Source organism: Bacillus sp. RZ2MS9 (genome assembly GCF_001816185.2).
Lineage (GTDB): Bacteria > Bacillota > Bacilli > Bacillales > Bacillaceae_G > Bacillus_A > Bacillus_A cereus.
Genome location: NZ_CP049978.1, coordinates 1,573,670 through 1,594,349, shown reverse-complemented (window position 1 = coordinate 1,594,349; position 20,680 = coordinate 1,573,670). Strand labels below are relative to the sequence as shown.

Genomic DNA, 20,680 nt, shown 5'->3' with positions numbered 1-20,680 from the left:
TTTAGCCCCCAAATCCTCCCTTTGAGCCGCTTCCAATTCCACCTTTAAATTCAGCAGACGATTGATACGATTTAAACGCCGATGAATTTTTAAAAGTGGATTTATTTTGATAGTATCGCCCACCATAGAAATAATGCCCACGATAACCTGAACTACTATCATCACACTGCCATACCCCAAGTTCATCATCCCAATCCCAATCAGAACAACTATTATCATTCGGTTTTGGGGGAAGATCTTGTGCGCAACCAAATAAAGTGCCAGTCATTAAAGACGTTACGACACCACCTACTAGCCATTTCGTTTTTGTCACCTTCGCACTCCCCTTTTTAAATTCTATTCCTATTATATAGGATGGCATGATAAAGTAGAAGAAAAAGGAAAAAGAGGTATAAAATGCGCTTAGAATATCGACTTAATGATGAAACGAAAGGGTATCCTGCTTTATGGAACTACGCCAATATTTCTAATTCTGAAATTATCGCACGCATGACTTGTGAATATTTTATTAAAGAGAAAAATACTTATGTTGTTACTGCAACTTCGGTTGATCCAGACGGAACAGCAGTTATTTATATTCAAAAAGAAGTTTTCGCCAATGACCCTTCAGACCCTACATACTCCCACATCGGTTTTGAAATTAGAGAACTAAGTGAAACGAGTTCAAGCTTAGTAGATAGTCAAGATGTATGGAACTACGAAGAAATTTTACCATCTCTTCATTCAGATATTATATATATTCAGCGAGACGGCATTTCTATGGAATTCTCCTTGGATTCAAGAGAGATTGATGAAGACAGAAAGTGCTACATTTATTACGGAAACTTCACAGGTGAATCAAGATAATATTAATATATCTATGCAACAAAAAAACCTTACGTATAAAACGTAAGGTTTTTATATAGCCCCACATATGCCGTTCTCTCTAGATGTCCATAAACCTGCTCTCACAGGTGGATGCCCTCACAAATGTTTGTAACTTCCTTCTTAAAAAGATGGCATGTTAGCTACATTTAAATATTGAACTTCCATATTAAACTTATTGGTTTAAGACATGCATAAGCTACGTACACCGTAGGAATTTTATATAAGGTTAGTTGAAATAAGACCCCCGCACGTGCCGCTCCTCGTAAATGTCCAAAAACCCGCTACTCGCAGGTGGATGCCCTCACAGTTACCGTACATCTTCCTCCACAAGGAAGGCTTGATGATGGTCGCTAAATATTGAGCTTCCGTATAACTAACATCGGTTTTAGACATAAATAAGTTACGCACACCGCAGGATGTATTATTTACTTGTCGTTATATTATCACATTGTTTCCAATGTGTAAAATACAAAGTTTTTCGAGCAATCTCTTGCTTGTGACCTTATTTTAATACAAATTATTTTTGCATGCAAGTGATTAATCTTCTTCTTTTGCAATTTGATTTTCTGGATAAGAAATCCAATCACTCCAGCTACCTGCATACAATTTAACATTTTGGAATCCAGCCAATTTTAATGCAACGATATTTGGACATGCCGTAACACCAGAACCACAATATACAATGGTTTCCTTATCTTTCGACAGATTTTGGAATCGTTCTTGTTGCCCAGCTTTATTCTTAAATTGTCCTGATTGCAACATTCCATCCTTCCAAAAATGGTTTACCGCTGTTGGAATATGTCCTGCTTTATGATCGACAAGTTCCTCTACACCAGCATAACGTTTCGGCTCTCTTGAATCAATTAATGTAACATCCGCACCTGCACGGATATTCTCTCTGACCGTTTCCATCGTTACAAGCATATGATCTTGTATATTAGCTTTGAATGTTTTTCGTATAGCAACAGGAATTTCCGCTGTTGTCGGTAGTCCATTCTCTTTCCAAGCAGGGAAACCACCATCTAATATATATACTTTCTCATGTCCTACATAGTTACATAACCACCATAAACGAGCAGCATTTGCACCAGCTTGACTGTCATACGCAATTACTGTCGTATGTTCATCAATACCAGCCTTCGAAAGCTTGTCTGCAAACTCCTCAATATTTGGTAAAGGATGGCGGCCACCATGTTCTGCTATAGGACTTGATAAATCTAAATTCAAATCAAAATATAACGCATGAGGAATATGTCCTTCTTCATACTTTTCTCTACCCCAATTAGGATTCGCTAAATCAAAACGACAATCGATTATACGGACATTCTCATCTTCTATATGCTCACGTAACCATTCGACTGTAACTATCATCTTTAACGACCTTCTTTCTCTTTCAAACGACTTACATACTCCATAACCATTTCTTCTGTAACATATTTACGCTGCAAGGTAACACCATTTTTTGCAAGATCATTAATTTGCTTCGTTACAAAATTAATGACATCAACCGAAAATTCTTTCCCATTTGACGCAAGAGATACGGCAGCTTCAATAGCTGCTTCACGCTGTGCATCTAATTGTAAACATGCTTTTACACTTTCATTTTGTTTACGAGAATGTGCTGTAATTGCTTTATGTACTTCCATCTTCTCTTCCCCCTAAATAGTTATACGTTTTTATTCAATTCCATTGCAAGCCGGATCATATCACGACATACAATCCCATTTTCAATAATCTCTTCTTCATAATGCTTCGAAAAGTAATCAAAATCAATAGAAAAAATACGAAATCCACATTTTTGATATAAAGCAAGTTGTGAAACACTAGAATTGCCTGTACCAACTTCAAGTTTTGACATACCATATCCTTTAGCAGTTTCTACAGCATGCCTTAATAGCTTCTTCCCAATCCCTTTTCCTTGCAAATGCTCTGCAACCGCAATATTCATGATTTCCATCGTCTTTGGCCTTGTTTCCAAAAGAACATATACACCGATAACGCTCCCCCCCTGCTTAGCTACGTATGTTAATCCTCTTTGTACATACGTAGCTATTTGCCGTTCACTTGGATCAGCAAGTAACAATAAAGCCTTCGGTATAGCCTCTTTTGGAATACGTTCTATTACAACAGACATAAAAAATTCCCCCTTCTCTATTGTTCTAAACCCTCCTTGTCTACCATAAATAATAGAAAGGAGGGATTCACCATGGACAACAATGAGAAAAAATGCAACGTCATCTCTATTGATGGAAAGAAGAAGAAAAGCGACACGTATTCCTATCCAAAATTAGTAGTTGAAAACAAAACATATGAATTTTCTTCATTCGTCTTATGCGGTGAAACACCAGATGGCAGACGACTCGTTCTTACTCATATGATTTCTACCGATGAATTTGCTGGATTTGTAAAATCTTTAGATACTGTACTTCAAAAGAAAATTGAACGAATCTTTTTCTCATAACGACTATATAACATAAATTTCTTTTTCAATCTCTACTAACTGCTTTTGCAATTGTTCTTTACTTTGTTCATATAGAGATACATCGATCGTTTCAGCCAATGCAAACAATATACTTTCATAATAGTTCATCACATCTTGCTGCATCACTTTTTCGAATAAATTCCACTTCATATCCCACTCTTGCTTATAATGATGAACAAATAAATGTTTTTCATCAGCTACATAGTTTGATACGAGCGGTTCTAATACAGATTTAGCGTCTTCTTGCATAAAAGCCTTGTCATTCTTTTCAAAAAAGCTTTTCTCATTTTTAAAATGTGCCAGTGCTTTTTTGAAATCTTTTATTTCAACTGAAGGGAACGGTTCTTTATGTGTAATATCTTTGTATTCATACTCCACTGTTCCATTCATAGAAATTGATTCATTTTCTACTTTACAGTTCACTACAATTTCATCCTTTGCACGCTTCATCGCTTCGTCTATCCATTTTTCAAGGCGTAATGATGTCGCACGCATTTCTTGTAATAAATCATGCTGAATAAATGCTACTAATTCCATAACACACTGTTGCAATTGTGTTTTCACATTTCCATCCGTTCGAAGTGATGCCGGATTAATAAATTCAGTAAACACATCATTATAGCGGAGGAATAGACGCTGTTGCACGTAATAAAGCAACTCTTTCACTTCATTTTGCATCGCCTGTTCTTCAGCAAGTACACTATATGAAGAAATGATATGAAGTAGTTGATCACGCTCTGCTTCATATTTTTTCGTTTGCTTCTCTTTCTCTTCATTCCCCTGCTTTGCACCCTTTATCATGTTTACTAAAAGCTGATCTGCCCCTTGCAACGCACCATATAGAGCATGCACAGAAACAAGCATTAAATCTCTCATCATAAAGGACGTAAATGATTCCTCAAACTTAGTAATCCCAGAGTTTTGTAAAATACCATACTTCTCTTTTTCAACATTCTTTCCTTGTTTCTCTTCAAGCGCACATAAACTTGAAATTGCAAATAAACGCGGATTTCTAATACCGTATTGCAGTAGCTGATCTGCGATATAACCTTTTACCATTTCAAGTTCTTCTTCAGACTCTGCTAAATCCGCAGCATTAATTAAGAAGAACATTTTATCAAGGGCAAAAGTATCCTTTACACGACCAAGCTGAATTAAAAATTCACGGTCAGCACGAGAGAATACATGGTTATAATATGTTACAAATAAAATAGCATCTGCGTTTTTAATATACTGAAATGCAACATCCGTATGGCGAGCATTGATAGAATCCGCTCCAGGTGTGTCTACAAGCGCTACTCCCTGCCTTGTTAAAGCACAATCATAATAAAGTTCCATATACTCAACGAAGCATGATTTCTCTTCATTCGCTACATAATCAGAGAACTCTTCTAATGTAACTTGTACTTGTTCTCCTAAATAAGTAGAAACTGCATCATACCCTTTTTGTACCGCTCGTAAAAAGCTAAATGTTGTTTTTTGCTTCCCAGTTGGTGAAGGATATTTCATAACTTTATCAATTTGTGCTAACGCTTCATCTAACGTAGCAATCTCATAATGAAACAGCTTATAAACAGCTTTCATATCTTCTAATAACGCTTGCTTTGATTTAAACTGAACAATTACTGTTCCATGTGGTTTTTCCTCTGTAACCGGCAAAATTTGATTAATCGTTGCCGTCGTCGGGTTTGGTGATACAGGAAGTACTTTCTCACCGAGTAAGGCATTGGCAAATGATGATTTTCCAGCACTAAATGCCCCGAATAACGCTACTGTAAATTGTTTTGTTTCTACACGTCTTCTTTTCTCTATTACCTCTTGCTGTACATGTTTCAGCGCTGGCAATGGCTCTAATATCGTTTCAGCTTTTTTCACTTTCTCTAATATCCGCTGAATATTTAAAGCCGCCGTTCCTTTCAGCTCTTCTTCATGAATCGCTACGTTATCATTTACGATTTTCTGCTCTTGTAGTGTAAATTTCTCACTAACAATTTGCTTTTCCCTTTGCAATATCTCATCTATTTGCAAACCTTCAGGCGTAGCAACATGACCGTGCCAAACATTTCGTAAATAGTCTTCATATGCCGCCAAATTGTTATTGTATTGTAATTGTGTTTCTTTCGCCGTTTGCAACATCGTATATGTTTCAATCTCTTCTTCAATACGAGCAACTGCTTCCCTCACCTTTTGCTTTAAAACGACCGCACTTTTATCAAAAATTTGCTGTGCTTTTATAAAATAACGCTTCTTTAGTTCATTCGCTACATCCGCTGTATAAAGAAGTAAGTAATCACCTGTGAAACCTGCGCCTTGTTTAATTACCTCAGCCAACATTTCTGGTCCGAAAGCAATTTCTAACCCATATATGTCTTTCCCAATTTCCTCCGTGAACAATCCTTCTTCTTTTAAGAAGGCTACAATAAATTCCTTCACATGAAAATCAAGCTGCGTTTCAACAGTCTTTTGAAGGGCAGAATAAAACGCCTCTACACGCCTTTGTTTTTCTTGCTCCGTCTTTCCTTTCGCAAATAGCAAACCGACTTTAAACTTTGTTAATTTCGTTTCTAAGTACGCATTTGCCAATTCTCTCATTTCAAATGGCATTAAATACGCGTTATCTAATATAGCTTGTAGGCCTTTTATAAATTCATTTCTCACATGAGACTCTTTACTTGCCTCACGATTTTTCGCTTCCGTTAACTCTTCCTTCTTTTCAACTACCTCTGAAATAGAAAGTGGTGATGCTAACTCTTCCTCATATTTCAAAAGAGCTTTTTCATTTTCAGAAACAATAAACGAGAAATGTTCCCCCATTAAATATTCTGTTTCTCGCTCCATTCCAGTCCTTACATACTGCTCTTTTTCTTTCATAATAGAAGTAATTAACGTTTCTAAGCTTCCAATTTCATTATGTGGATGGTTCATCATTCGTAATGACGTATAATATACTCCATCTACTTCAATATCCCAGTTAGAGAACGATTGCTTTACACTATCTTTATAATTCTCAAACGACAATTCATTTTCTTTATGTTTATCTATTTGATTGACAACGAGATAAACCGTTTTATTACGTTGTTTCAATTCTTTAACAAATTGCAAATTCACTTCCGATTGGACGTGATTATAATCCATCATATAAAAAATTACGTCTGCTAGATGTAGCGTTGATTCTGTCGCTAATTGATGGGCATCATCTGTTGAGTCAATCCCTGGTGTATCTACTAACATAACACCTTCAGGAATTGGCGCATCATTCCGATAAATGTGAACACCAATTACCTCATCACCATCTTTACAAATTTGTTTTAATTCTTCAGCTGAATATGCACCGTCATACTCGTACTGTTCTCCAGATTTAACCGTTACAACAACACGATCCATTCCTTTTTCAATTTTGACAACGTTAGCGCTTGTCGGAATTGGACTTGTTGGTAACAACTGCGCTTTATATAGATGATTCATCATCGTTGATTTCCCTGCAGAGAAGTGACCACAGAACGCTATCATAAGCTGTTCTTGTTTATATTTTTGAATCACCTCAAACAACTTTAAACTATTCTCTGCATCGCCGTGTTTTTGCCACTCTTCATAAAAACAAACAAGTTTTTTCATACCGTTTGTCTGTACTATGTTTGTCATCCCCTTGTTCCCCTTTATCCAAGATGTATATACTTTTCCCCGCTATTTGCGAGCTCATAACCAGTGAGAGTTACACCTACCCATTGATTACAGTTTCACTTTACTATCATACTAAATTTTCAGCATATTCTCATTAAAAATAAAAAATCCCTTTCATTCTTTTTACAAATGAAAGGGATTTTATGTCATATCACTCATTTTGCTGTTCCTACTCCATTTAAAACATACTTCGCAATAACTGCATATACAGCGACTGTACCTGCTACTAATGCATATACCATACTTACACACCAACCTTTTTGATAATGATTATCAATTTTAAATATATTTTATCATTAAAGAGAATCATTATCAACACTTTTCATAAAGAAAGCTCCTTATAAGAAGGAGCTTTACTGCCTGTTTTGAAAAAGGTTAAAACTTGTTGTGCACTCTTATTATATCTCATCCTACATAACTTAACAGTTTAAAAAAATGGAAATATCCCCTATCCCCTCCATCTTACATTTTGTATAATAAAAGGGAATTACTTAACAAGGAGGAAAAAAATGACACAAAATATTTCACAAGGCGAGAGGATCCACTCCATCGATATTATTAGGGGAATAGCTGTACTAGGTATTTTTCTTGTGAACTGGCCTGTTATCGCTGGGATTGACTCACGTGATATTTCAGGAGTTTATGAAGGGCTAGATAGCTATATCCGTCTATTTTACGATATGTTTATTCAAACAAAGTTTTATACTATCTTTTCGTTTTTATTTGGCCTAGGCTTTTACATTTTTATGACTCGTGCTGAAGCAAAAACAGATCATCCGAAAATTTTATTTGTTCGCCGCTTACTTATTTTATTATTATTTGGTTTCTTACATTACGTTCTTTTATGGGACGGAGACATTTTACATACTTATGCGATTGCTGGATTTTTCTTATTTTTATTTTATAAGAGAGAACCTCGTACTATTTTAATATGGGCTATCGTTTTATTGAGTATTTTTCAATTCATTATGCTAATGGCTGGTATTACAGTTGCATTGGTACCAAAGGAAGAGCTAGGTTTTTCCTTACCTATCATGCCATTAGAAGATTGGCTGTCACAAATACAAAATCGTTTCCATGCATTTTACGCTGATGGAATTGGATTAAATTTACTTATGCTTCCAGAAACAGTTGGGCTGTTTTTACTTGGTTTATACGCCGGGAAAAAGGATATTTTCCGCCGCGCGAAAGAGTTAGATTCAAAGCTTAAAAAATGGCAAATTATTATGTTCCTTTTTACATTACCAATGTGGTTCTTCATGGTCCGTTACTTCTTATCAAAACCATTTTATGAACCAATTTATATGCAGGTCTTTACAATGTTTAGCGGAAAAACGTTATTCATATTCTACATTTTCACACTAATGCGTTTATTACAAAAAGAACAATGGCAAACGTTATTACGTCCATTCCAATACGTTGGACGAATGGCATTAACAAATTACATCTCGCATACAATTGTTACATTACTTGTATTTGGTCTATTCCTTAAAAATTATTATCCTGCTCCATTATGGGTTGGACCAATATTCTGCATTAGTTTCTACACGTTACAAATCTTTATTAGCCGCTGGTGGCTTTCACGTTATCAATACGGGCCACTTGAGTACATTTGGCGTCTTGGTACGTACGGAAAAATGATGCCACTTAAAAAGAAAAGCAAGGTCTCATAATGAGACCTTGCTTTTTTACGCTTCTCTTACCGCACTTTGCATAGACACCGGCTCTTCTTTTACTTTCACTTTACGCTGCGGCACCATATTAAATACGATATTTAAAAGTACTGCTGACGCACTTCCAAGTACAATTCCGTTATCTGTTAAAATACGAATATTTTCAGGAAGTTGTGAGAATAAAGTAGGAACGACTGTAACTCCAAGTCCGATTCCGACAGAACATGCAACGATTAATAAATTTTCTTGTTTACCAAAATCAACGCTACTTAACATTTTAATACCATATGCCATAACCATACCGAACATCGCTAACATCGCACCGCCCAGTACTGATTTCGGAATAATCGTTGTAATGGCTGCAATTTTTGGAATAAATCCAAGAACGATTAACATACCACCACAAGTATAAATAATAACGCGATTTCTTACTCCAGTTAATTGAACAAGTCCTACGTTTTGAGAGTATGTTGTATATGGGAACGCGTTGAAAATGCCACCCAACACCATCGCTAATCCTTCTGCGCGATAGCCTTTTGTTAATTCTTTTTCACCGATTTTTTTATTGCAAATATCAGATAATGCAAAGTATACACCCGTTGCTTCTACAATCCCTACGCAAGCAACTAAAATCATCGTAATAATTGGTGTTAATTCAAATGTTGGTGTACCGAAGTAAAATGGTTGAATACCGTGGAACCAATCCGCCTCTCCAACCGCTTGCAAACTTACTTTCCCCATAAACGCTGCAACGATAGTACCGAACAACAAACCTAATAGAATAGAAATGGAACGGATAAATCCATCAAAGAAACGATACATAATGATGATAAATAATAACACTCCAAATGCTAACGCTAAGTTTTCAAGACTTCCGAAATCTTTGCTTCCTACTCCGCCAGCCATATCATTAATAGCAGCTGGAACAAGTGTAACTCCAATTACTGTAACGACAGATCCTGTTACAACAGGTGGAAATAGTTTTACAAGTTTTCCAAATAATTTCGCAAAAATAACAACGAATAACCCAGCTGCAATAATTGCTCCATAAATTGAAGACACACCGTATTGTTTCCCGATTGCAATCATCGGTCCAACGGCTGTAAATGTACAACCAAGCACAACTGGAAGCCCAATACCGAAAAAGCGATTTGATAATGCTTGTAAAATTGTCGCAACGCCGCACATTAATAAATCAATTGAGACTAAATATGTTAACTCTTTTTGATTCAAACCAAGTCCACCGCCCACAATAAGCGGAACGATAATTGCTCCAGCATACATTGCAAGCATATGCTGCATACCGAGCGATGCAATTTTAAATGGATGCTGCTTCATCGTTTATTTCACCTCCGCAGTTTCTTGCTGTACAAATGTAACTGTGCCGTTATCAAGTGATGCAATTTCTGCTAGTGATTCAACACGAACGCCTTGTTCACGAAGCTTCTTTCCTCCATCTTGAAATGCTTTTTCAATAACAATTCCAATTCCTGCAATACTCGCTCCGGCTTGCTCTACTAAACTCATTAAACCTAAAGCAGCCTGACCGTTTGCTAAAAAGTCATCGATGATTAATACACGATCATTTTCATCGATATGATTTCGAGATAATGAAATTTCATTTGTTTCTTGTTTTGTAAATGAATATACGTTTGCAACGTACATATTATCTTGTAACGTTAACGATTTACGTTTTCGTGCAAAAATTACTTTTACACCAAGCTCTAATGCAGCCATAACTGCTGGTGCAATGCCTGAAGATTCAATCGTCACGATTTTTGTAATGTTCTCTTCTTTAAAACGTTTAGCAAATTCTTTTCCGATTTCTTGCATAAGTACTGGATCAATTTGATGATTTAAAAAAGCATCTACCTTTAATACGTCACCAGATAAAACCTTTCCTTCGTTCAAAATCTTTTCTTGTAATACTTTCATATTTGTTCCCCCTCTTATGCAATAAAAAAACTCCAAAAGCCGCCACCACTCGTTACAAGTGAGAGACGCGCTTTTGGAGTTTCGCAAAAAAAGAATGCTAAACAAGCAATTATATTCGTCCTCACTCATAGTCAAAGTATTTACGGTACTTCGGTAGAAACTTGCAGGCCATATCCCCGCGATTATATGAGTGTAGCTAACTATTTATTTTATAGAAGGATTATAACGTACTTTTTATGCTTTGAAAAGCATTTATCAAAAAAACACGTACAAATTTTTAAAAACCACTATCTTTGTTCGAGTTTTGCAAACTCTTTCATTCCCAATTACAACTTCGTTAAAATGATTGGCCCATCTTTTGTAATCGCAATTGTATGCTCATATTGAGCTGATAATTTCCCGTCCATCGTTCGTACAGTCCACCCATTTAAATCTACTTTAGAATATCGCATACCTATATTTACAATCGGTTCAATTGTAATTACCATTCCTTCTTGTAACTGAGGTCCTTGTCCTTGTTTCCCAAAATGAAAAATTGCTGGTTCTTCATGAATCTCTTTACCAATCCCATGTCCCGTAAAGTCTCTTGCGACAGAAAAACCTTCATTTGTTACATAACTTTCAATTGCATAGCCAATGTCTCCTACATGATTACCAATTACCGCCTGATCAATCCCTTTATACAAAGCATTCTCAGCTACTAACAACAACTTTTCTGCTTCATCAGAAACTTTTCCAACTCTATACGTCCAAGCAGAATCTGAAAGACTCCCATTTAAGTGTACTACCGTGTCAATTGTTACAATATTACCCTCAGTTAAAGGAACATCGGCTGGAAACGCATGACACATTTCATCGTTTACAGATGCACATATCGCATATGGATACCCGTTGTAACCTTTCTGTTCAGATGTGGCACCATGCTTTTTTAAATACATTTCAACAAACGTATCAATCTCTTGTGTCGTTATACCTGGCTTTATCATTTTCGCAATTTCTTTATGACATGAAGCAAGTAATTTTCCAGATTCATGCATCAAATCTATTTCATTTTTCGTTTTAATTGTAATCATACTACCTCTACCTTTCCTTGCTAAACCTACTATTTACTACTAAACTTCTATCATACACACCCTCTACCAAAATTTCAAAAGCCTCAATTACAACAAGTAAACAATATGTATCATATATTTCTAAATCAAAATAAAAAAACAGAAGATCCCTCTGTTTTTTAATCACGTTTACATATATAGTTCATTTTCAAGAACTCAAAACAACCACCATTTGTTTTCTGTATAAACGTTCCAACCGCTTCAAATCCCGCCCTTTTATACACTTTTATCGCTCTCTCATTAAATGTCGCTACTGATAGTGTTATATATTTGCATCCGTATTTTTCTTTGCTAAAAGCTAGTCCAGCATTCACGAACTGTAAACCAAATCCATTGCCAGTTATATCAGGTCTCATTCCAAGTCCTATATCAACCGTTCCATTATTTATTTTACAAACCGTAAAGAACCCAATGAGAGTACCATTTTCTTTCACAGAAAACACATGATTCCCTCTACTCTCACCCTCTAAAAACTCAGCTAAATCTTCTTCATCTGCCTCTATATCGTAAAAGGAATATTCCCCTTTATAATGCCAGTTATATGCAATCTCTTCCGCCTCTTCTTGCGTCATTACTGTATATGTATAAACCATCTTCTATCCCCCTATAAAAAAAGCTGCAAGTAAGCAGCTCTTTTTTATAACTCATAAATTTCTTTATACTTCACTTCTAAATAATCTGCTAAGTAATTTGCATTTAACCCTTCGCCTGTTACATCTTCTAAAATTTCAAGTGGCTTTTTCGTTTTACCATATTGGTGAATATGTTCTGTTAACCATTCACGAATTGGTGTTACGTTTCCTTCTTCTAATAATGCATCAAAGTTCGGAATGTCTTTTAACATTCTTTGCTTAAATTGCGCTGCATACATGTAACCAAGCGCATAAGATGGGAAGTATCCAAATGAGCCACCAGCCCAGTGAACATCTTGCAATACACCTTGCGCATCATTTTCCGGACGAATTCCTAAATATGCTTCCATCTTATCATTCCAAGCTGCTGGTAAGTCCTTCACTTGTAATGTACCATCAAATAATTCTTTCTCTAATTCATAACGCACCATAACATGAAGCGGGTATGTAAGCTCATCTGCTTCTATACGAATGAATGACGGCTTCGATTCGTTAATTGCATCATAAAATTCATCGACTGACATATCATCAAATTGACCATTGCTATACTCTTTTAATAAATCATAATTTTTCTTCCAGAATGATTTATTACGGCCGATAAAGTTCTCAAAGAATAACGATTGTGACTCATGAATACCCATAGATGTTCCACTACATAACGGTGTACCTTCAAATTTCTCTGCAATATTTTGTTCATATACAGCATGACCACATTCATGAATTGTTCCAAACACAGCCATGCGGAAATCCTTTTCGTCATAGCGTGTCGTAATACGAACATCCCCTCTATTTAATGTAATCTCGAATGGATGTACTGTTTCATCAAGACGGCCTGCTTCAAAGTCATAATTCAATTGCTTTAATAGTTCTAATGTAAAGTTCTTTTGTTTTTCTTTTGAAAATTTTTCCGATAAAGCACTTGTTTTTAATCCTTTTTTAGACTCAGAGATTTCTTTTACAAGCGGCACGATGCGCTCACGAAGTTGACCAAATACGTGATCTAAAACTTCTACTGTAATACCTGGCTCATACATGTCTAATAATGTATTGTATTTATATGTTTCGTAACCCCAATATGTAATAAATTTCTTTTTAAATTCAACAATTTTTTCTAAGTACGGGCGGAACATTTCGAAATCAGATTTTTCACGAGCTTCTTCCCACACACTTTCCGCTTTCGCTTCTAATTTCACATACGCTTCATATTCCGCTTGTGGAATTTTTTTATTTCTATCATATTCTTTCCGACACTCTTCAACCATTTTCTTCGTCGTTTCAGAAAGTTTGTCTTCACTTATTAAAGCTTCAAGCTCTGCTAAATAATTTCCCATCTCATCTGAAGTCGACATAGCAAACACTTCCGATGAAAGCATACCAATTACTTCTGAGCGCTGGTCCACACCTTTTTTGGGTGCACCTGTTCTTAAGTCCCAAAACATTAAGCTTAATGCTTCTCCGTAATTTTGTATCTTCTTCACGTATGTTAAAAATTGTTTTTCTACTTCATATGTAGCTACTGTCATTGTATAAAAACCTCCTTTTTCTACCTCAAACTTAATTCGACATGAAAATCTAATTTCCTTTTATAATAGAAAAAAAGCTTGGCAAGCGCCAAGCTTTCTCCTTATAATTCTTTACCTTCTACTGGTAGTACGTTTTTCACCGCTTCTATCACTTTCTCATCTTCTGTATCAGATAAGAAGATTGATATAGCACCTTTATCGTCGCTCGTACGAATTAAACGGCCAATCCCTTGACGAAGACGTAAAATCATATACGGTACATCTACATCCCAGAATGGATCATTTACATGTTTACGCTTCGCCTCAAACACAGGATCGTTTGGAGGGAATGGTAATGACCAAATGATAACATGTGATAATGATGAACCAGGAATATCTAAACCTTCCCATAAATGAACGGCACAAAGTACAGTCTCTTCTTCATTTTGGAAACGAGAAACGAGCTGACTAATTTCTTGATCCCCTTCATATAAGAACGGAACTGACATTTGTTCTTTACTTACATATTCTTTAAACGCTGCAAGTTCTTGCGTTGTACGGAATAATACAAGTGTACGTCCGTTTGTTTTCTGTATATTTTCAAGTGTATATTGACACTTTCTTTCCCACTCATTTTCTTTCGTATGCGATAGTAAGTTTACTGCCATTTGCTCTTCATAATCAAATGGTGAGGCAACTGAGAATGATAAGTAATCTTTTACCCCTAGGCTATTTGCTGTAAATGCGAATGAATCGTTATTAGATAATGTAGCAGATGAGAAGATATACGGGATTTTCTTCGAGAATACTTTCTCTTGTAATACTTCTTCAACTGCACGTGGCATAATTACTAACGTGAAGGCCCCATCACCTTCTTCACCCCATGTAATTACATTTTTCTCATGCATGAATAGACGAAGTGAATGTTCTAATACATCTAAATGTTCATCAACGATATTTAAATCATACGTATTTACTGTATGCATTTCACTTTCAAATACTAACGCATCACCGACTTCACCAATTTTCGCATAAAGTCGTTTTGCTTCAGCTGTTACTTTTTCTGTCACAGTAATTTCTAAACGATCAGAACCGGCAATTTCTTTTTTGTTTTCTTGTAACACATCAAAGAATCGCTCTGTTTGCCAAATTGTTTCTTCTACTAAATGTGCAAACTCTTCACGAATATCGTTTTGTAATAATCTCGTTAAAAGTTGCTCCATCATCGTTTGCTTTAAACGATATGTTAAAGCTTTTTGAGCTGCATATTCTACAAGATGTCCTTCATCGAATACAACACAGCTACTTTCTGGTAATAACGGAATTTGCCCTTCACGCTTACGAGCATCGTACGTCCAAATATGATCCATATAGAAATCTTGAGAACAAATAATTAAATCTGCTGCTTTACGATAATGTTCACGAGAAAGAGTTTGTCCACAACGATGACGAGAATCACAAGTAAAGCAATCTTGGAAGTAATCCCAATTTACTTTTGACCATTCTTCGTCATTTAAAAGTGGAAATTCTTTTCTGTCACCATAGTGAGTAAAGTTTTGCATTGTACCATGATCAAATACGAATTGTGGTAATTCATAATATACGTCTTCAATTACTTCTGGAGCTCGTCCACTCATAACATCTTCAAGTTTACGTAAGCATAAATAATTATCCATTGATTTTGCAAGCCTTACATCAACAGATAGCCCTAATGCTTCAGATAACTTAGCAATGTCCCCTTCTTCTTTCACAAGCTGCTCAATTAACGTTTCATCTGCACAAGCAATAATAGCTGGTTTCCCAGTATAACGCGCGTAACAAATTGCATATAGAAGATATACAATTGTTTTCCCTGTTCCTACACCAGCTTCTGCGAACATAACTTTCTTTTCTTGGAAAGCGCGTTCTAACTGAAACGCCATAAAAATTTGTTCATCACGCTCTTCAAAGCCTTTTTCCGGAAGGATGTCGTAAAACACATCTCCAATCCACTCATTCAACTTATCATAAAAATTATCTTGTTTTCCTACTTCAAATGGTAATCTCTTCTCAGTAAACATCCTTAGCCTCCAACCAAAAAGTTTTTCTATAAAAAGATAATAGCAACCGCTACTCATATGTGTGCAGCCACTTTCCCCTGTTGCAATACATAGAAATTCACGAAAAAAAATTTTCCTTTCGAAAAAGGAAAATTTTCTTCTATATTAATGACTTTAAATACCGTTTATCAATCGCTGTTTCATGTGAAAGAGCTGACAAATATTCTTCTTGTGCTTTTTGTATTTCATCTACAATCGCACCTTGACTATCCACTTCTTTTCCGAGCTCATCATACGTACGGTGAATAGCTTTTTGAATCATTGATAATTGGAAATTATCCATATCACTTCCTCCTTTACGCATTACATAATAGCCAGTATATGCGCGCTGGAGGAGTTTTATACTATGAATTACGCGGTGGACGTTTTCCGAAGTATTGGTAGTAATCTGTACGGATAAATCCGTTAAACAGTTTACGTTTCTTCGACGCATCTTTTCCGTAACACTTCTCAAATGCTTCGTAGCTTGTTAATACATACGCTGACCATGTATCTAATGGGCGGAATACTTGTCCCATTTCTTTGTACAGTTGTTCAACGAGTGCTTTTTCACTTAAACGTTCTCCGTATGGAGGATTCGTTACAACGTAGCCATAATCCTCTTTTGTTGTGAAATCTTTTACTTGCATTTGTTTAAATGTAATTAAATCGCCCAAGCCTACTTCTTCTGCGTTATCTTGAGCAACTCGAATCATACGATGATCAATATCGGATCCAATGATTTGTAATTGTTGATCATAGTTCGCTAAATCTTCAGCTTCTTGACGAGCTTCACGCCAGTTTTGTTTACCTACCCAGCCCCACTCGTCAGATGCGAAACCACGGTTAAATCCTGGTGCAATGTTTTGTCCAATTAATGCTGCTTCAATCGGAATTGTACCTGATCCACAGAATGGATCAACAAATGGACGATCTGGCTTCCAGTTTGTTAATTTAATTAAAGACGCAGCTAATGTTTCTTTTAACGGAGCTTCCCCTTGATCCATACGGTATCCACGTTTATGAAGTCCAACACCGCTCGCATCAATTGTTAATGTTGCAATATCCTTTAGCATTGCAATCTCGATACGGAATAACGGACCATCTTCTTCAAACCAAGTTGTACGTTTATATGTTGTTTTTAATTTTTCAACGACAGCTTTTTTAACGATACGTTGGCAATCCGAAACACTGAATAATTCAGATTTTAAAGATTTACCAATAACAGGGAATTCGCCATTCTCTGGAATATAATCTCCCCAGTTTAATGCTTTCGTTTTTTCAAATAGCTCATCAAATGTTGTTGCTTTAAATTCGCCAACTTTAATTTTTACACGGTCCGCAGTACGTAACCATAAATTCGTGCGACAAATCGCCTTTTCATCTGCTTCAAATGTTACTTTGCTGTTTTCTACTTGACATTCATAACCAAGATCGCGAACTTCTCGGGCAACTAACGCTTCAATACCCATTGCCGCTGTTGCAATTAAAGTAACTTTTCCCATTTGCATTCACCTCTTATGTATATTCAAACAATAATTAATAGCAATTGGTCCTATTAATCATTACATTTTACGAAAAATTTTCTCATTAACCATTTTAACTCATACTTTATAACTTCATACAAATAAAAAGCCCTCCTCTAACAAAGGAGAGCTGAGTTATTTCATAGTTGGTTCATAACGTTCTGTAAGCCATGTTCTGTTCCTTTGTACTACAAACGGCCCACGCCTCGTACTCCGGTGGCAATCATCTATCTACAGGTTATAAAACCTGTCCTTTCCCGTCGTTCATTTCCTTGGAAAAGATTCCCCTACCATTATTTGGGTTTCTCGCTCGTGGGGTTTACCTCGTTCCACTCCTATCATTTCTTCAAGGACTTCGTCACTGTGGCACTTTAAAGGTAGTCAAACCATATCCGAAAGGACTTAGGTTTTTTCCCTGCCGTTAAACCAGCCTTACAGCCAGAATACCCTAGCTTATGAATTGGCTAGGCACGAACACTACAGCCATCTCAGGCCGTGCGAGCATGGACTTTCCTCTACAACGTTGGCGTTGCAGCGATTACCCAAACGTTATGACATCCATTAGTATAGTGGAAACAAAAAGATTTTGCAACGTTTTTTTCTATGTAAAATGCTTAAACCTTTTCCCACCTTACATCATTCGTATAACTTACTTCCAAATACAGCTTTTTCTAAGTTAGATAAGCGTTTTAAAATATCCGTATTCGTGTTGTTATAAACTGGTTGTGCAACTGGTGTTTGTACAGGTTGTTGTGGAACTTGCGTTACTGCTAGTTTTTGTTCCTCTAATTCACGCTTTAAACGAGCATTTTGTTGCTTTAATTGCTCAAACTCTTTGTGGAAAGCTTCATAGTCTTTAATGATCATATCAAGAAACTTGTCTACTTCTTCTTGCTGATAACCTCTCATACCTGTTTTAAATTCTTTTTCTAAAATATCTTTCGCTGTTAATTTAATTTTATCCGAAATCATTTTCTTCACCTCAAATTTTTACCAAAACTTTCATTAACTAAATTTTTTCAGAAACAATGCTTTTTGTCAATCATATATACGAGTACTATATTACATATTTACTCTGCATTATTCCACTGTTCCTCTTCTATTATATCTTGTAAATCAGAAAAAAGAATGAAATAACTGTGATAATTTTCTATTTCTCCTTTTTTCTTTGCTGCTTCTACAATATATTTGGGACTTCCTGGTTTTTCTTCATCGTATACCGCTAAAAGCGCATCACTTTTTTCAATAAAAAATTGATTTTTTAATTTAAATTGCTCTGGACTTTCATACTTCCGTTTCGTGATACTATCAACATGGTCTGCTTGAGAAAGGATAAATTCATAATATTCACAATTATCTTCTTTCCAATTTTCTTCTTGTTCTAAAAACGGAGTGAATACCGCTAATTTTAAATCTGGATATTCTACTTGCATTTCAAAAACAACTTCAGCAGCCCATAATTCTACACCTAATTGGCCACTTATTATAACCCACTCTAAACCATCTTCTACAAAATTGGTTAATTTACGGTGTAACGCTTTCTTTATACACTCCACCCCTGGATGATCATTTTTAAATATTCCAAGTTCAAATGGCTTATATCCTGTTACTGCAATAACTTTCATATCAACACTCCAATTACAAAAAAAGAACTAGCATTTCGCTAGTTCTAACATATCATTTACTTTTTAAACATTCCACCAACGTTTGGTCCGATATTTGGACCGAATGGTGATACGTTTGGTCCAATATTCGGTCCGAATGGTGATACGTTTGGTCCAAACGGAGATACATTTGGTCCTGGACCAAATGGTGATACGTGATGTCCATGATGTCCATGATGTCCATGATGACCATGGCCACACGGTCCACATCCGCCGCCGAATCCTGGGTCGATTGGGTCCACAACATTTACATTTGAATTTGTTTGCGGGAAGAAGTTTTGGTTTTTAATTTGTTGATGATGTACATGTGTTGTATGTGTTGGGAAAATGTGTGGCACCACCGTTGTTGAAAAAGAGTGTGTTACGCATTGTTTCGTCGGATGAATGACAGGAGCAGTCGTACAAATAGGTCCTGTAGGCTTATGCCCTCCAAAGCAAGGATGACAATGATGCATAGTTTTTTCTCTCCTCTCTCGTTAAAAAAATCTGATTACACTTTACAGTATGAGAAAAGAGAGAAAGCCGTTTGTTATATATACCCATTTATTACAAGGAAATTTGTCTAGTCCTTTATTTCATTTACATTGTTTTTATAGACAATCCTTCAACATCACTTACCAAAAAAGCCTCCAACTTGCTTTACAATACCTGTCACTTGATTCATCGCATTCATCATTTGTCCAGCTGTATTCATCATTTTATTTACATCATAGTTACCATCTGATGTTTTAAATTGAGAAACAAAACTAGAAAACTGGCTTGGCTGTTGTTGCTTTTGCTTACCCTGCGTCGGGTACGGTTGTTTTGGTGGATAAAACATCGCTTGTTGATTAGCATACGGCGATGGTGGTGGCATATAATATTGCGAATTCATATAAGGCTGCTGCTGTGGTTGATTCATGTATGGTTGCTGAGCTTGTGATTGTTGAGCTTGATTCACATAAGGTTGCTGCTGTTGTGGTTGTTGAGCTTGATTCATAAAGGACACTTCAAACGGTTGATAATAATTTTGATTTCCATAATAAGGCTCGAAAGGATACATATTATACCGTAAATATGTATCCGTATTATATTGGTACATATTTTGCTGTGCATATGGATTCGTTTGCTGGTATACGTTAGGTTGTTGAAACATGCATTCTCTCCTCCTTCACATAAGTTTCTACATATATAATATGTACCTATAAAATAATATGTGTGATGGAATATATGTCTATTTTTGTCGGAAGTTTAAATTTTTAAAAAATTAAAAAAGAAAACCCTTCCATGCTATGATAATTAAGAAGAAGATTCTCATGGGGGAGGAATCAACATGGTATTAGGGGATTTAAAACAAGCGTTTTCTCAAAAAAAGGGGTATTGCACAGAGAATGCAAATGAATTATTAGACTTTGCGAGACATTGGTATCTCGAAGGAAAAATATGCATATCAGATTATCGAACATTAATAAAAGAATTAGAAATAAACGGCGCAACAAAACCTACAACAATGACAGAAGCATAAAAATAACAAGAGGGCTCTCCCTCT

Annotated in this window: 21 protein-coding genes, 3 other RNA genes and 1 riboswitch; of the genes, 4 read left to right on the top strand and 20 right to left on the bottom strand. The window is 36.0% G+C overall.

Annotated elements, in window-relative coordinates; translation table 11 throughout:
• Nucleotide 1: 1 nt before the first annotated feature.
• Entirely contained in the window at nt 2-313 is a 312-nt protein-coding gene (locus BHV55_RS08295; protein WP_000169030.1) for a hypothetical protein, read from the bottom strand.
• Between the two features lie 83 nt (nt 314-396).
• Between BHV55_RS08295 and BHV55_RS08290 the strand changes: the two genes are divergently transcribed.
• Nucleotides 397-846, top strand: a complete 450-nt coding sequence (locus BHV55_RS08290) for a hypothetical protein (protein WP_001235520.1) — start codon at nt 397-399, stop codon at nt 844-846.
• Between the two features lie 54 nt (nt 847-900).
• On the opposite strand, the gene ssrS (BHV55_RS08285) is transcribed toward BHV55_RS08290, so the two are convergent.
• The 5 genes from ssrS (BHV55_RS08285) to BHV55_RS08265 form a co-directional block, all read right to left on the bottom strand.
• Nucleotides 901-1,084: non-coding RNA, 6S RNA (ssrS, locus tag BHV55_RS08285), on the bottom strand.
• Nucleotides 1,085-1,105: 21 nt separating this feature from the next.
• Nucleotides 1,106-1,288, bottom strand: a non-coding RNA gene (ssrS, locus tag BHV55_RS08280) — 6S RNA.
• A gap of 116 nt (nt 1,289-1,404) precedes the next feature.
• Entirely contained in the window at nt 1,405-2,238 is an 834-nt protein-coding gene (locus BHV55_RS08275; RefSeq protein WP_000637562.1) for a sulfurtransferase, read from the bottom strand.
• Nucleotides 2,239-2,240: 2 nt separating this feature from the next.
• Nucleotides 2,241-2,513, bottom strand: a complete 273-nt coding sequence (locus BHV55_RS08270; protein WP_000451810.1) for a YpbS family protein — start codon at nt 2,511-2,513, stop codon at nt 2,241-2,243.
• 20 nt (nt 2,514-2,533) lie between these two features.
• Nucleotides 2,534-3,001: a GNAT family N-acetyltransferase gene (locus BHV55_RS08265; protein WP_000117686.1), complete on the bottom strand. Its 468-nt coding sequence runs from the start codon at nt 2,999-3,001 to the stop codon at nt 2,534-2,536.
• 72 nt (nt 3,002-3,073) lie between these two features.
• Here BHV55_RS08265 and BHV55_RS08260 point away from each other — a divergent pair, with 72 nt between their 5' ends.
• On the top strand, nt 3,074-3,328 hold the full coding sequence (locus BHV55_RS08260) for a DUF3931 domain-containing protein (RefSeq protein ID WP_000369740.1): 255 nt from the start codon (nt 3,074-3,076) through the stop codon (nt 3,326-3,328).
• A gap of 3 nt (nt 3,329-3,331) precedes the next feature.
• Here the strand turns inward: BHV55_RS08260 and BHV55_RS08255 are convergent, their stop codons facing one another.
• The gene (locus tag BHV55_RS08255; RefSeq protein ID WP_048568856.1) at nt 3,332-6,991 is read right to left on the bottom strand and encodes a dynamin family protein; all 3,660 of its coding nucleotides are present in this window, start codon (nt 6,989-6,991) and stop codon (nt 3,332-3,334) included.
• 548 nt (nt 6,992-7,539) lie between these two features.
• On the opposite strand from BHV55_RS08255, the gene BHV55_RS08250 reads away from it, so the two are divergent.
• On the top strand, nt 7,540-8,703 hold the full coding sequence (locus BHV55_RS08250) for a DUF418 domain-containing protein (protein WP_070757129.1): 1,164 nt from the start codon (nt 7,540-7,542) through the stop codon (nt 8,701-8,703).
• Nucleotides 8,704-8,718: 15 nt separating this feature from the next.
• Here the strand turns inward: BHV55_RS08250 and pbuX are convergent, their stop codons facing one another.
• The 13 genes from pbuX to BHV55_RS08180 all read right to left on the bottom strand — a co-directional run bounded on the left by pbuX (nt 8,719) and on the right by BHV55_RS08180 (nt 20,287).
• Entirely contained in the window at nt 8,719-10,041 is a 1,323-nt protein-coding gene (gene pbuX / locus BHV55_RS08245) for a xanthine permease PbuX (RefSeq protein WP_000809222.1), read from the bottom strand.
• Between the two features lie 3 nt (nt 10,042-10,044).
• Nucleotides 10,045-10,638, bottom strand: coding sequence for a xanthine phosphoribosyltransferase (locus tag BHV55_RS08240; protein WP_000866483.1), 594 nt, complete (start codon nt 10,636-10,638; stop codon nt 10,045-10,047).
• Nucleotides 10,639-10,746: 108 nt separating this feature from the next.
• Nucleotides 10,747-10,848, bottom strand: a riboswitch (purine riboswitch).
• A gap of 116 nt (nt 10,849-10,964) precedes the next feature.
• On the bottom strand, nt 10,965-11,711 hold the full coding sequence (locus BHV55_RS08230) for a type I methionyl aminopeptidase (protein ID WP_070757130.1): 747 nt from the start codon (nt 11,709-11,711) through the stop codon (nt 10,965-10,967).
• Nucleotides 11,712-11,869: 158 nt separating this feature from the next.
• Complete coding sequence (locus BHV55_RS08225; protein ID WP_000263212.1) at nt 11,870-12,343, bottom strand: GNAT family N-acetyltransferase; 474 nt, start codon at nt 12,341-12,343, stop codon at nt 11,870-11,872.
• 44 nt (nt 12,344-12,387) lie between these two features.
• Nucleotides 12,388-13,905, bottom strand: coding sequence for a carboxypeptidase (gene ypwA, locus BHV55_RS08220; RefSeq protein ID WP_000215064.1), 1,518 nt, complete (start codon nt 13,903-13,905; stop codon nt 12,388-12,390).
• 101 nt (nt 13,906-14,006) lie between these two features.
• Nucleotides 14,007-15,944 carry an ATP-dependent DNA helicase gene (locus BHV55_RS08215; protein WP_000493698.1) on the bottom strand — a complete coding sequence of 646 codons (1,938 nt, stop codon included), beginning with the start codon at nt 15,942-15,944 and terminating at the stop codon, nt 14,007-14,009.
• 139 nt (nt 15,945-16,083) lie between these two features.
• Nucleotides 16,084-16,266: a DUF3921 domain-containing protein gene (locus BHV55_RS08210; protein WP_000368570.1), complete on the bottom strand. Its 183-nt coding sequence runs from the start codon at nt 16,264-16,266 to the stop codon at nt 16,084-16,086.
• 61 nt (nt 16,267-16,327) lie between these two features.
• On the bottom strand, nt 16,328-17,467 hold the full coding sequence (locus BHV55_RS08205; RefSeq protein ID WP_000521223.1) for a THUMP domain-containing class I SAM-dependent RNA methyltransferase: 1,140 nt from the start codon (nt 17,465-17,467) through the stop codon (nt 16,328-16,330).
• A gap of 180 nt (nt 17,468-17,647) precedes the next feature.
• An RNA gene (rnpB, locus tag BHV55_RS08200) (RNase P RNA component class B) lies at nt 17,648-18,038 on the bottom strand.
• Between the two features lie 86 nt (nt 18,039-18,124).
• Nucleotides 18,125-18,460, bottom strand: a complete 336-nt coding sequence (gene gpsB, locus BHV55_RS08195; RefSeq protein WP_000622431.1) for a cell division regulator GpsB — start codon at nt 18,458-18,460, stop codon at nt 18,125-18,127.
• 98 nt (nt 18,461-18,558) lie between these two features.
• Nucleotides 18,559-19,113, bottom strand: a complete 555-nt coding sequence (locus BHV55_RS08190; RefSeq protein WP_070757131.1) for an SLOG family protein — start codon at nt 19,111-19,113, stop codon at nt 18,559-18,561.
• 56 nt (nt 19,114-19,169) lie between these two features.
• A complete protein-coding gene (locus BHV55_RS08185) occupies nt 19,170-19,607 on the bottom strand; it encodes a CotD family spore coat protein (RefSeq protein ID WP_000546267.1) in 438 nt (145 codons plus the stop codon).
• A gap of 155 nt (nt 19,608-19,762) precedes the next feature.
• Nucleotides 19,763-20,287: a YppG family protein gene (locus BHV55_RS08180; protein ID WP_000487626.1), complete on the bottom strand. Its 525-nt coding sequence runs from the start codon at nt 20,285-20,287 to the stop codon at nt 19,763-19,765.
• Nucleotides 20,288-20,464: 177 nt separating this feature from the next.
• Here BHV55_RS08180 and BHV55_RS08175 point away from each other — a divergent pair, with 177 nt between their 5' ends.
• Nucleotides 20,465-20,656 carry a YppF family protein gene (locus tag BHV55_RS08175; protein WP_000242652.1) on the top strand — a complete coding sequence of 64 codons (192 nt, stop codon included), beginning with the start codon at nt 20,465-20,467 and terminating at the stop codon, nt 20,654-20,656.
• Nucleotides 20,657-20,680: the final 24 nt, after the last annotated feature.